General features: G+C 71.1%; 11 protein-coding genes. 5 read left to right on the forward strand and 6 right to left on the reverse strand.

The annotated features are described in order from the left end of the window. Window positions 1-47 precede the first annotated feature (47 nt). Both AB0I73_RS07340 and AB0I73_RS07345 read right to left on the reverse strand, forming a co-directional pair. A complete protein-coding gene (locus tag AB0I73_RS07340) occupies window positions 48-770 on the reverse strand; it encodes a response regulator transcription factor (protein WP_363034688.1) in 723 nt (240 codons plus the stop codon). Further along, window positions 767-2,059 (reverse strand): PspC domain-containing protein, encoded by a 1,293-nt coding sequence (locus AB0I73_RS07345; RefSeq protein WP_363034690.1) that lies wholly within the window; start codon window positions 2,057-2,059, stop codon window positions 767-769. The genes AB0I73_RS07340 and AB0I73_RS07345 overlap by 4 nt, the downstream gene beginning before the upstream one ends. 178 nt (window positions 2,060-2,237) lie before the next feature. Here AB0I73_RS07345 and AB0I73_RS07350 point away from each other — a divergent pair, with 178 nt between their 5' ends. Next, window positions 2,238-3,620: a PspC domain-containing protein gene (locus AB0I73_RS07350; RefSeq protein WP_363034692.1), complete on the forward strand. Its 1,383-nt coding sequence runs from the start codon at window positions 2,238-2,240 to the stop codon at window positions 3,618-3,620. Continuing rightward, on the forward strand, window positions 3,607-3,840 hold the full coding sequence (locus AB0I73_RS07355) for a hypothetical protein (RefSeq protein WP_363034694.1): 234 nt from the start codon (window positions 3,607-3,609) through the stop codon (window positions 3,838-3,840). The genes AB0I73_RS07350 and AB0I73_RS07355 overlap by 14 nt, the downstream gene beginning before the upstream one ends. A gap of 44 nt (window positions 3,841-3,884) precedes the next feature. Here the strand turns inward: AB0I73_RS07355 and AB0I73_RS07360 are convergent, their stop codons facing one another. Both AB0I73_RS07360 and AB0I73_RS07365 read right to left on the reverse strand, forming a co-directional pair. Then, window positions 3,885-4,415, reverse strand: a complete 531-nt coding sequence (locus tag AB0I73_RS07360) for a DoxX family protein (protein WP_363034696.1) — start codon at window positions 4,413-4,415, stop codon at window positions 3,885-3,887. Between the two features lie 152 nt (window positions 4,416-4,567). Next, entirely contained in the window at window positions 4,568-5,848 is a 1,281-nt protein-coding gene (locus AB0I73_RS07365) for a hypothetical protein (RefSeq protein ID WP_363034698.1), read from the reverse strand. Between the two features lie 275 nt (window positions 5,849-6,123). Here AB0I73_RS07365 and AB0I73_RS07370 point away from each other — a divergent pair, with 275 nt between their 5' ends. Then, a complete protein-coding gene (locus AB0I73_RS07370; protein WP_363034700.1) occupies window positions 6,124-6,612 on the forward strand; it encodes a pyridoxamine 5'-phosphate oxidase family protein in 489 nt (162 codons plus the stop codon). A gap of 33 nt (window positions 6,613-6,645) precedes the next feature. Here AB0I73_RS07370 and guaA read toward each other — a convergent pair whose 3' ends face one another. After that, window positions 6,646-8,226: a glutamine-hydrolyzing GMP synthase gene (gene guaA, locus AB0I73_RS07375; protein WP_363034702.1), complete on the reverse strand. Its 1,581-nt coding sequence runs from the start codon at window positions 8,224-8,226 to the stop codon at window positions 6,646-6,648. Window positions 8,227-8,585: 359 nt separating this feature from the next. On the opposite strand from guaA, the gene AB0I73_RS07380 reads away from it, so the two are divergent. Further along, the gene (locus AB0I73_RS07380; protein WP_363034704.1) at window positions 8,586-8,900 is read left to right on the forward strand and encodes a chorismate mutase; all 315 of its coding nucleotides are present in this window, start codon (window positions 8,586-8,588) and stop codon (window positions 8,898-8,900) included. A 343-nt stretch (window positions 8,901-9,243) separates the two neighbouring features. Here the strand turns inward: AB0I73_RS07380 and AB0I73_RS07385 are convergent, their stop codons facing one another. After that, window positions 9,244-10,431, reverse strand: a complete 1,188-nt coding sequence (locus AB0I73_RS07385; protein WP_363034706.1) for a hypothetical protein — start codon at window positions 10,429-10,431, stop codon at window positions 9,244-9,246. 313 nt (window positions 10,432-10,744) lie between these two features. Between AB0I73_RS07385 and AB0I73_RS07390 the strand changes: the two genes are divergently transcribed. Next, window positions 10,745-11,764 (forward strand): LAETG motif-containing sortase-dependent surface protein, encoded by a 1,020-nt coding sequence (locus tag AB0I73_RS07390; protein ID WP_363034708.1) that lies wholly within the window; start codon window positions 10,745-10,747, stop codon window positions 11,762-11,764. Window positions 11,765-11,840 lie beyond the last annotated feature (76 nt).

Raw genomic sequence — 11,840 nt, forward strand, 5'->3', positions numbered from 1 at the left:
TGCGACAGGTCAGGAACGGAGTGATCACAGCGGCGCCCACCGGACGGTCACACCAGGCGCCGTGCCGTCGCCCAGCGGGTGAGCTCGTGGCGGTTGGAGAGCTGGAGCTTGCGCAGGACCGCCGAGACGTGCGACTCGACCGTCTTCACGGAGATGAAAAGCTGCTTGGCGATCTCCTTGTACGCGTAGCCGCGGGCGATCAGCCGCAGCACTTCACGTTCGCGCTGGGTGAGGCGGTCGAGGTCCTCGTCGACCGGAGGGGCGTCGGTGGAGGCGAAGGCGTCGAGGACGAAGCCGGCCAGGCGGGGGGAGAAGACGGCGTCGCCCTCCTGGACCCGGAAGATCGAGTCGACCAGGTCGGCCCCGGTGATCGTCTTGGTCACGTATCCGCGGGCGCCGCCCCGGATCACCCCGATCACGTCCTCCGCCGCGTCCGAGACCGAGAGCGCGAGGAAGCGGACCGGCCGTTCGGGGTCGCCCATCAGCGGCGTGCAGCGGCGGAGCACTTCCACGCCTCCGCCACCGGGCAGGTGCACGTCGAGGAGGACGACCTCGGGCCGGGTCGCGGTGATGACCGTGACCGCCTGGTCGACGTCGGCGGCCTCGCCGATCACCTCGACGCCGGTCTGTTCGGTCTGTCCGATCTCGGCCTGGACGCCCGTGCGGAACATACGGTGGTCGTCGACGAGGACGACACGCACATGGCGTCCGGCGCCGTCGGCCGGTCCCGCCGTTCCGTTCGTCCCGGTCGGTTCGGTGGGCTCGCTCATGACGTCTTCTCCGCCCTCTCCATCTCCAGCTCGACCTCCGTGCCGCCGTCCGGCACCGCGCGCAGCCGCGCCGTGCCGCCGTTGCGCTCCATGCGGCCGATGATCGATTCTCTGACACCCATGCGGTCGGCGGGTATCGAGTCGAGGTCGAAGCCGGGGCCGCGGTCCCGGACGGACACGAAGACCGTCCTCCCCTCGACTTCGGCGTAGACCTGTACGGCACCCCCCTCGCCACCGTACTTGGCCGCGTTCACCATAGCCTCGCGCGCGGCCTGCATCTGCGGGCCGATCTTCTCGTCCAGCGGGCAGTCGCCGACGACGACGACCTCGATGGGGACGCCGTGCTTGTCCTCCACCTCGGCGGCGTTGCGCCGCACGGCGTCGGCGAGGGTGGTGGGCTCGTCGTCCTCGTCCTTGCCGGTGCCCTCGGGCTTGTAGAGCCAGTTGCGCAGGTCGCGCTCCTGGGCGCGGGCGAGGCGGCGCACCTCCCCCGGGCTCTCGGCGTTGCGCTGGATCAGGGTGAGGGTGTGCAGCACCGAGTCGTGGACGTGGGCGGCGACTTCGGCGCGCTCCTGGGCGCGGATGCGCATCAGCCGTTCCTCGGAGAGGTCCTGGGTCATGCGCACGAGGTAGGGGCCGGCGAGAAGTGTGATCCCGACGAGGACCGCGAGGGCCGCCTGGAGCACCGACGCGAGGTGAGTACCGGAGCCCCGCAGCACGAAGATGCCCGACGCCCCCGCCGTGACCAGCAGGACGCCGGCGCCGCCCCGCAGCAGGGTGACCGTACGGCGACGGCTGCCGACCTCGACCCAGCGGGCCCGGCGCGCGTTGTCGGCCTGCCGCCAGACCAGGGCGACGCCCGCGCCGACCAGCACGGTCGGCCAGAGATAGGCCCTGGCGCCGTTGGACAGGTTCACATTGCCGACGAAGCCCAGGGCCACGACGACCATGAGGAGCAGGGCGACGATCTGGCCCTTGTCCGGTCTGCGGGTGACGAGTCTGCGCCGCCCGTCCGGCGAGGTCTCGGTCCCGACCAGCGGGGGCGGCTTCTGCGCGTCCACGCCGCCGACTCCGAGCGGTACGAAGAACCAGAACGCGGCATACAGCAGCGCGCCGAGGCCGTCGGCCATGAACAGGCCGACGAACATGAGCCGTACCCAGATCACGGGCAGCCCGAGGTGTCCGGCGAGCCCCCGCGCCACGCCACCGAGCCAGCGTCCATCACTGCTGCGGTAGAGCTTGCGCGGCGGCCGCGGCTCGACGAGTGGCGCTGCTGCGGCTTCCGACATGTCAATGATGGTCACACGGTCCCCGGTTCCGGGGCATCAGGGTCGATCCCGGAGACTCCCCTGATCTCCGGGTCCGGGCCCTCGGGTAGCCCCCCGGGCACCCCTCAGGGCCGATATCAGGGTCCGGCCAGGGTCGTCCCGACTGCCGTCACGGCGGCCCGCCCGGCACCATGGACTCATGACAGATCACCAGCACGCCGCGCCGGGCCCGGGGCCCGGCTCCGGCGCGGTCGGAGAGACCGCTTCCGGCGGGTCCCCGCAGCCGCCCGGTGAGGCGGGCGTGCCCGAGCCTCCGCACCGGTTCCGGCGCGACCGCCGGCACCAGATGATCGGTGGAGTGTGCTCCGGGCTCGGCCGGCAGTGCGACATGGACCCGGTGATCTTCCGCATCACGCTGGCGGTGCTCTCCGCCACCGGCGGCGTCGGCCTCATCTTCTACGGCTTCGCCTGGCTCCTCGTCCCGTACGAGGGCGAGGAGGAGAACGAGATGCGCAGACTGCTGACCGGCCGGGTCGGCGGCCACACGCTGGCGGCGATACTTTTCGCGCTGGTCGGCTGCGGCGTCTTCCTCACCATGCTGAACAACGGCGGGGTGCTGAGCTTCGCCGTGATGCTCTCCCTGCTGCTCGCCGGTGCCGGGTACTGGTCCCGGCACCGCGGTGCCCCCAGCCCCGATCCCCTCGCCGCCCAGGCCGCCGCCGACGCCCCGCCGGAGCCCCAGGCGCCGCCGGTTCCCGCCTCCTACTCCTCCTGGTGGCGCGATCCCATCGTCAAGGACGGCACGTACACCGGCGGTACGGGCTATCTGTGGGGCCCGGGGAACTCCCGCGACCTGGACATCGCCTCAGTGGTCGACGTCCGCCTCGACCCCCACGGCTCCGGCCGCGGCGCCGTGCGGGCCCCGCACCCGCGGCCGGTCAAGCCGCGAGGGCCCCGCGGGATCGGCGGCTGGGTCTTCCTGCTCGCCCTGCTCGCGGCCGGTCTGGGCACAGGCCTGACATGGCAGGAGCATCCGCTCGGTACCAGCCTGCAGACCGGCCTCGCGTGTGCGCTCGCCGTCTTCGGCGTCGGTGTGGCGGTCAGTGCGTTCCTGGGCCGCACCGGGGCGGGGTCGATCATCCTGGCGGTCATCACCGCGGGGCTGCTGGCCGCCTCCACGACCGTGCCCAAGGACATCGGCACCGAGTGGATGCGCACCAGCTGGGAGCCCGCCTCGGTCGCGCAGATACGCCCGGCGTACGACCTGGGCACGGGGAGCGGCACCCTCGATCTGTCCAAGGTGCGGGTGGCCGAGGGGCAGACCCTGTCGACGCGGGCGAACGTCGGTCTGGGCCGCATCCACGTGATCGTGCCCGAGAACGTGACCGTGCGGCTGAACATCCAGGTCGGGCTGGGCGACATCCAGTTGCCGGGCGACCTGCGGAAGGACGTGGACGTGGCGCCCGGCAAGCAAAAGGAGGCGACCCTGGCTCCGCCCGCGGGCGTCAAGAAGGCGGGCACGCTCGACCTGGACCTCCAGGTCGGCGCCGGGCAGGCGGAGGTGAGCCGTGCTACGTCATGAGTTCCAGCCCGGCAGGCTGGTCGCCGGCACCTTCCTCACTCTCGCCGGCGTGCTCTACGCCGGAGACGCGGGCGGTGCCTGGGACACCCCGTGGTTCGTCGTGTTCCCCGTCGTCGTGGGCGGCCTGTGCCTGGCCGCAGCGGTGGGCAGCGTGACGGGTCTGATACGCCGGAACAGACGGTCCGGCGACCGGGAGAGCCACGCGAAGTCACCGACCTGACGAAGGCGGCCGGCCCGGCACTTTCGCCGCCGGCGGGGGCGGCCTTACCGGTAGTCGCTCACCCGCCGTCGCCGGCGCCCCCGGAGGGCGGCGTCCACGGAGAGCAGGGGGGCACCTGCCAGCACCAGCGGGATCCAGCCCATGAGGTAGGGGAGGTCATTGCCGTAGTAGTACGGTTCGGCGGCCCAGCTCACCGTCAGCCACAGGCTGAGAGAGATCAGCGCGCCGCCGAGGGCGGCCGTCCGGGCGAGCAGGCCGATGAGGGTTCCGATGCCGACGGCCAACTCGCCGAAGGCGATGGCATAACCGAAGGCGACGGGATTCTGCAGGGACATGTCGACCAGCCCGGGAATGGCCGAGGAGTCGCGGACGGCACGCATCATGTCGCCGATCGATCCGGCCCCGGCGTCCTTCATGAACGCGCTGTCGGTGAGTTTGTCCAGTCCGGCATAGATGAAGGTGACGCCCAGAAAGATCCGCAGAGGCAGGAGTGCGTACCGCGTGGCGGTGTCCCGCCAGTTCCTGCTGCCACCGAAGTGAGGGCTGTACGTATCCGTGCGCATACCCTGAGTCATCGCCGTCTGTCGCCTCTCGCCGCCGTACCGAGACCCCCTCAACAGACCATACGTATGACAATCAAGGCCGGATCAATCCACTACCGCCCTGTTTTTTCGGAACTTCACCTCGACCACTCGGCTCGGCCACTCGGCCACGCCGACCGGTCCGGCTAGTCCGTCACGTCGATCGTGTACCGGTTCGTCTCCACCCCGGCTGCCGTGACGACCTGCACTTCCACCCGCCCCGGTTCCACCTCCACCGGGACCGGAACGGTCAGCAGGGCATCCGTCGGGTTGTCGAAACCGCCCCTCACCGGCACCAGCGGCACATGGACGTGCACCGTTCCCACCCGGACCACCATCCGGGCCAGCCGGTCGGCTCCCTGCGCGCCCGTCGGAACGAAGCCGGTGCCCCGGATCTCGATGTCGTCGCCGGTCCGGATCGGCGCGTCCAGGTCCCCGGCCTCCCGAGCCCGTACCACCGAAAGGATGACCGGTCGGCCGCCCTCCGCGTACTTGCCCGCGAGATAGGTCGCCGCCGACACCAGCACGACCACCGCGAGCCCCCACGGCAGATCGGGCAACTGGTCCGGCCGCCGCGCCAGTCGCACCGCCGCGAACACCAACGCGACGGCGCTGATCACGACGTACTGGATGTCGGCGAAGCAGCCCCGTCCCGCGTCGTCGGTCAGCAGATCGGCCGCCCGGGGCCGGTCCGCACGTACCTTCTGCAGCCGCTGCCCCTGCACACGCAGTCCGACCACCCGCCGCACCACCACGGCGATCCCGCACACCACGGCGAGTACGGTCACCACGCCCGCACCGCGGGCCAGTTCCAGTCCCGCGATCAGCGCGTCGCGTTCCCGGTGCTCGGAGGCGACCGCCAGTTGCCCCACCAGGACCAGCACCGCGTACGCCAGGAGCAGCACCCAGGAGGCCGCCACCGCGCGGGAGGTGGAAAGACGGTTGTCCTCCCCGATCACCGGCGCCAGCACCCCACCCCGCGCCCGGTGGAACCACGAAGCGGCGGTCAGCGCGCCGGCCACCACCAGCGCGGCCAGCAACCCGGCCGTGCGCGCGGCACTCCAGCCCGAGCCGATCGCCGTGAGCGCCTGGCCCAGAAGCAGCAGCACGACCGCCGCCCACACCACGACCGCCGTCCGACGCCACAGGCGCGCCAGCCAGGCCGCGCCCTCGGCCCGGCCGCGCTCGGCCACGAGTTCAGCGGCCTGCGCCAATTCCTCCGAGACCCACTGGCGGGAGGCGGACGCCGAGTGGGCGACCGCCGCCGGCAGCCCCTGCCCGGCCGCGAACTCCTCCCGCTTCAGCAGGAACGCGGCGACCGCGCGCCGGTGCCCCTCACGCACCCCGTGCGGACAGTCCCCGCAGGCGCAGCCGCCCTCGTGGGCGCCCGCGTCCGCACCGCCCTGTCTCGCCTCCTGCACCGCCACGCCCGAAGCCCGCCTTTCCCATGTCCGCGCACCCGTTGAAGATCACAATCGGTGCACGCAACTCCCCGGCAACGAATGCGAATTGTGCCCTACGTCCGACCCTCCCCACCCGGCAGGTCCGGTCAGTGGGTGAAGTTCGAGACGTCATGTTGACCCGGTCGTGAGATTCCCCCGGGCCGACCGTGGCCGACCGCCGTACGCCGCCTGTTGCTCCATCCGGAGGACACCGCGGATACCCGACACAAGGCGTCCGGTATCCGCGCCACACTCGGCCCATGGACACGATTCCCGTGCACCCGAACTGGGAGGCCTTCACCTCCGCCGAACCCGCTCTCGCGAAGACCGTGGAGGAGCGCTTCGGCGCGCACACCCACCACGTCCTCGCGACCCTGCGCAAGGACGGGTCGCCGCGCACCACCGGCCTGGAGGTGCGCTTCCTGAACGGTGAGCTGTGGCTCGGCATGATGCCGGACTCGCTCAAGGCGCTCGACCTGCGCCGCGACCCGCGCTTCGCGCTCCAGGCGAACCCGGGGACGGGCACGGGCATGGGCGGCGGGGACGTCCGGATCAGCGGACGCGCGTTCGAGGTCGACGACGCGGACACCAGGAGCGGGTACGTCGAAGAGGTGGAACCGCCGGAGCCGTTCCACCTCTTCCGCACCGAGTTGACGGAGGTCGTACGGACCTACGTGGAGGACGAGACGTATCTCGTCCTCCAGGTCTGGAAGCCCGGTGAGCCGGTGCGCACGCTCAAACGGACGTGAGCCCTCTCCGAACGGGGACCACCCGAACGGGGACTACTCCCACTCGATGGTCCCCGGCGGCTTGGAGGTCACGTCGAGGACGACGCGGTTGACGTCCCGCACCTCGTTGGTGATGCGGGTCGAGATCTTCCCGAGGACGTCGTACGGCAGCCGCGACCAGTCGGCGGTCATCGCGTCCTCGGAGGACACCGGGCGCAGGACGATGGGGTGACCGTAGGTGCGGCCGTCGCCCTGGACACCGACGCTGCGGACGTCCGCGAGCAGGACCACGGGGCACTGCCAGATGTCCCGGTCGAGGCCGGCCGCGGTGAGCTCCTCGCGGGCGATGGCGTCGGCCTCGCGCAGCAGGTCGAGCCGCTCCTTGGTCACCTCGCCGACGATGCGGATGCCGAGCCCCGGGCCGGGGAACGGCTGCCGCTGGACGATCTCCTCGGGCAGGCCGAGTTCCTGGCCGACCATCCGGACCTCGTCCTTGAACAGCTGGCGCAGCGGCTCGATCAGCTTGAACTCGAGGTCCTCGGGCAGACCGCCCACGTTGTGGTGGGACTTGATGTTGGCGGTACCGGTGCCCCCGCCGGATTCGACGACGTCCGGGTAGAGGGTGCCCTGGACCAGGAACTCCACGGCCGGACCCGCGTCCGCGACGATCTCGGCCTGGGCCTGCTCGAAGACCCGGATGAACTCGCGGCCGATGATCTTCCGCTTCTCCTCGGGGTCCGAGACGCCCTTGAGCGCGGTCAGGAACCGCTCCGACGCGTCCACGACCTTCAGCTGCACGCCGGTCGCGGCGACGAAGTCCTTCTCGACCTGCTCGGTCTCGCCCTTGCGCATCAGACCGTGGTCGACGTACACGCAGGTCAGCTGCGAACCGATGGCCTTCTGGACGAGGGCCGCGGCAACGGCGGAGTCCACCCCGCCGGACAGACCGCAGATGGCGCGCCGATCACCGACCTGCTCGCGGATGGCGGCGACCTGATCCTCGATGACGCTGCCGGTGGTCCAGCTCGGGCTCAGGCCCGCGCCCCGGTACAGGAAGTGCTCCAGCACCTGCTGCCCGTGCGTGGAGTGCATCACCTCGGGGTGGTACTGGACGCCGTAGAGCTTCTTGTCGTCGTTCTCGAAGGCGGCGACCGGGACGACCTCCGTGGAGGCGGTCACGGTGAATCCCTCGGGGGCGGCGGAGCAGGCGTCGCCGTGCGACATCCACACGGCCTGCTCGTCCGGGGTGCCCTCGAAGAGGGTGGAGGACGACTTGGAGACGTGCAGGTCCGTACGGCCGTACTCACGCGCGCCGGTGTTGTCCACCTGGCCGCCCAGGGTCCGCGCCATGAGCTGGAAGCCGTAGCACATGCCGAAGACCGGGACGCCGGCCTCGAAGAGCGCGCGGTCGACGGTGGGGGCGCCCTCCTCGTACACCGACGAGGGGCCGCCGGAGAGAATGATCGCCGCCGGGTTCTTGGCAAGGATCTCCGCGACCGGCATGGTGCTCGGCACGATCTCGCTGTAGACCCGCGCCTCGCGGACGCGACGGGCGATGAGCTGGGCGTACTGCGCGCCGAAGTCGACGACCAGGACGGTGTCGGGCGCGTTGGCAGCGGAAGTCGCTGATGACACGAGGTGCCTTCCGGCGGTGGGCGGTTCTGGTGTCTTCCGATTCTAGCCGGTGGACGTGCGGCCCTCCCCTGGCCACCGCTGGCCACCGCAGCCGCGCACGGCGGGGGCCCGTCTCACCATGCGACCCGTGTTGGCGGGCCGGGGCGAGCGCGGCATACTGGGACCCATGTTCACGCACGCGGCCTTCTCGGCTTTCCTCTTTACCTATGGCAACCGGCCCACCGGCTGCCATGGTCGTGCTGCTTGAGCAACTGACAAGCGACTTCCCAGGCGCCCCGGGCCGACAAGGTCCGGGGCGCCTGGCGTTTTCGGACCCGGTCGTTCCAGGGCACCCCACACATCCAGCGAGGAGCCCCGCCATGACCACCACCACCGACATCACGGCCGTCGACAGCACGACCGCCGAGAGGACCGGCGCCCGCACCGCCGAGGCCGCCGACGTGATCACCGGCGCCCGCGAGCGGATCGACGCGCTCGACGATCGGATCATCGGCCTGGTCCAGGAACGGATGGCCGTGTCGGCCGTCATCCAGCGGGAACGGATCGCCTCCGGCGGCCGGCGCGTGAACCTCTCCCGCGAGATGGAGATCCTCAGCCACTACAGGGACGCCCTGGGCAAGTCGGGCACCGCGCTCGCGATGACCCTGCTGGAGCTGAGTCGCGGCAGGATCTGAGCCGGCCGGACACCGGGGTCTGCCGCCGGTGACTGAATCCGCGTTCCAGGCACACACGTACGCATCCCCCCTCACCCGTACGGCGCGTGACCGGAGCCGCGGTCGCGCCGTTGGTACGGGTGTCCGTGTCAGCCAGAGGCGGGCTCGAAAGAACCACGCGTGGCTCGCCGGAGCGATGGGACGTACGGATCGCGCCGTGCGTCGTGGGACCTCGTTCCGGACAGGTGACCGGACGGCAGGGGACAGCAGCCCGGTCACCCAAGAGGACGGTCGGCCCCGGGGACGCCCGGGGCCGACCGGCGGGGTCCTCCCCCTGCGGCCGATTCCCGTGCGGGACGCGGTGTCAGGTGCGGGACACGACGCCGCATTCCTCGGCGGCCCCCTCCAACCCCTGGCTCCGGTCGTACGGATCCCGTGCCTCCCCCGTCGGTACGGGACCGTCTTCCAGGTCGGCGAGGAACTGCGGGCGGATCACTCCGTCGCCGTCCCGGCAGTCGTCGTTGCTGATCTCGCTGTTGATGTCGCCGAGCCAGATGCGTCCGCCGGTCGCCTGGAACCTGGCGGGGTCCACCGCCTCCACCTCGATCACCCGGCGCGCGATCACCCGGGCCACCTCGTCCCCACCCTGGCGGGCGAGCGCGTACACGAAGGTGTAGTCGCCCTTGACCACGGCCTTTCCGGCGGTTCCGCGCACGGGCTCGACCGTCAGACGTCCACGAACCCTCACGTCGTCCACCAGTTCGACCTCATCGGGGTCGAACCGGGTGAACGTCCACACCGGGTCGTTCTCCACCGTGGGCTTGCGCAGCCCCGCGCGCAGCTCGGTCAGGTAGTCCCCCATCAACGGGTCGAGGAGGGCCAGCGCCTCCTTCGGCTCGGCCCCCATGATCACCTCATGGTCGAGGTTCGCGGCGATCAGGAAGTCCCTCGCCCCCTCCAGGGTCGCCTCGACGGAGGCTGCGGAGACACCGTTGACGGCCTTCGCCTTCCCCTCCGGCAACCGGATCGCCTCCGCTCCCGACTCCCACCGCGCGGCCGGAGATCCGGCGAACGGCCGCTCCCGGGTGGGCATATCGGCGGGGGCCGCGGAGGGGGCGCTCGTGGGGCGGGCGGTCTCGGGGGCCAGCGGTGCGACGGAGGCGCCATTCGTCCCGCCCGCCCCGTCCGACGTGCCCGAACCGTCACCGGGACCGCCGGGCAACCAGGAGAGCGCGCCGGACGGGTTGACGGCGACCACGGCCACCGCCACGGCCACCAGCACGCCGACGACGCTCCATCCCGTGCGCCGGCGCGTGGTACGGCCGTTCATCTCCTGCCAGGCGGGCCCGGTGCGCCACCCCTCGGGCTGAGCGGGCGGGGCCGCGGGCTTGTTCCGGCCCCAACGACGCTTCCCGCCACCGCTGTTCGACCTGGCCTGCGCCTCGTCCATGGCGCGCAGCCGCTCGGTCACCATCCGCGCCCGCGCGGACGGTTCCTTCGGGGCGGAGGCGCGGATGTCGCGCTCACTGTCCGCGAAGAATGTGTCCCACACGTCGTCGGGCGGGGTGGAGGGCTCCGGTCTTGTGGGCTCTTCGGATGGCTGCTCAGGCACTGAGTGACGCGCTTTCTGTCAAGAGGTGTCGGATTCCGTCAACGCGGACCGAAGGGTGAGCGTACGTCCGCACCGATCACTCCACACGAGTGATCCACCTCACATAAAATTCCTGTCAGAGTCAGGACAACCATTCACGGGGTTCGGTGATCAAACCCATCAGAACCACGGGCCACACCCCGCGCCCCACCGCGGAGTCCTCCCCCCTGACGCGTACCGCAACCGGCGGTACACCTGACTTACCGAGGTCTTCATGAAGCTCCGCCGCGCCATGGCTGTTGCGGCCGCAACAGCAGTGATCGCCCCGGCTGCGCTCCTCGCGGCTCCGGCCGCGTACGCGACCGACGACCCGACAAACCCGTCGCCGATCTCCTCCCCCGAGGAGGTCGAGCCGACGGAGACGGACGACCCGTCCACCGAGCCGTCCGCCACCGAGACGACCGACAACCCCGGCGACGACGAGACGGACGAGCCCGGCGAGCCCGGAGCCGAGGAGCCCGAGCCGGAGCCCACGGCCAGCGAGTCCGACCCGGCCCCGAGCACTTCCGCGCCCGAGCCCACGCCCAGCGCGTCGGAGCCGGAGGAGTCCGAGACTCCGGACCCCGAGCCGTCCATATGCGAGGACACCAAGGTCGACGTCGGCTTCTCCGGCCTGCCCGGCAAGATCGCGGTGGGCAGCGGCTGGCACAAGTTCTCGCTGGACGTGGTGAACAACTCCGACTCCACCCTCGAGGACCTCGACTACTTCGCCGGGGCCTCCCCCGATGAGTACGGCGAGGACATGTTCCGGAGCAAGCATGTCCAGCTGCAGGTCTGGGACCCGGAGGACAAGATCTGGGCCGACCTCAACGAGGACGGCTACGCGGCCGGTTACATCGGCTACAGCACCGAACTCGAAGCCGGCTACCAGGTCAACATCCCGATGCGGATCAATGTGAAGGCCTCCGCCCCGGTCGGCGCCGGCTTCTCGCTCGGCGCGACGATCTACGGCGACAGCGACGGCGAGTGCGTCGGCTTCGGTGGCGTGTCGTACAAGTTCCAGATCGTGGCCGCCGGTACGGACACGGAGGGCACCAAGCCGCAGGAAGGCGGCAAGGCCCCCGTCACGGACAAGAAGCCGGCCGCCGACACCCCGAAGGTCACCGGCAGCCTGGCCGAGACCGGTTCCAGCTCCGCGCTTCCGATGATCGGACTCCTCGGCGGTGCCGCCGTCGTGGCCGGTGCGGGTGCGGTGTTCGTGGTGCGTCGCCGCCAGGCCGGTGCGGTGGCGTGAGCACGCCGTGAGCAAGGTGGCGTGAACACGCCGCAGACATAGGGAAGAGGACCTGCGCTCGGAGGGGGGCGCAGGT

The sequence above is a fragment of the Streptomyces sp. NPDC050388 genome (assembly GCF_040655635.1).
In the GTDB taxonomy this organism is placed as follows: Bacteria; Actinomycetota; Actinomycetes; order Streptomycetales; family Streptomycetaceae; genus Streptomyces.

What these genes read in the sequence shown, in the direction of transcription:
- AB0I73_RS07360 (WP_363034696.1), bottom strand. Translation starts at nt 4,415, where the DNA reads ATGACTCAGGGTATGCGCACGGATACGTACAGCCCTCACTTCGGTGGC.
- AB0I73_RS07380 (WP_363034704.1), top strand. Translation starts at nt 8,586, where the DNA reads ATGACCACCACCACCGACATCACGGCCGTCGACAGCACGACCGCCGAG.
- AB0I73_RS07345 (WP_363034690.1), bottom strand. Translation starts at nt 2,059, where the DNA reads ATGTCGGAAGCCGCAGCAGCGCCACTCGTCGAGCCGCGGCCGCCGCGC.
- AB0I73_RS07350 (WP_363034692.1), top strand. Translation starts at nt 2,238, where the DNA reads ATGACAGATCACCAGCACGCCGCGCCGGGCCCGGGGCCCGGCTCCGGC.
- AB0I73_RS07390 (WP_363034708.1), top strand. Translation starts at nt 10,745, where the DNA reads ATGAAGCTCCGCCGCGCCATGGCTGTTGCGGCCGCAACAGCAGTGATC.
- AB0I73_RS07370 (WP_363034700.1), top strand. Translation starts at nt 6,124, where the DNA reads ATGGACACGATTCCCGTGCACCCGAACTGGGAGGCCTTCACCTCCGCC.
- AB0I73_RS07340 (WP_363034688.1), bottom strand. Translation starts at nt 770, where the DNA reads ATGAGCGAGCCCACCGAACCGACCGGGACGAACGGAACGGCGGGACCG.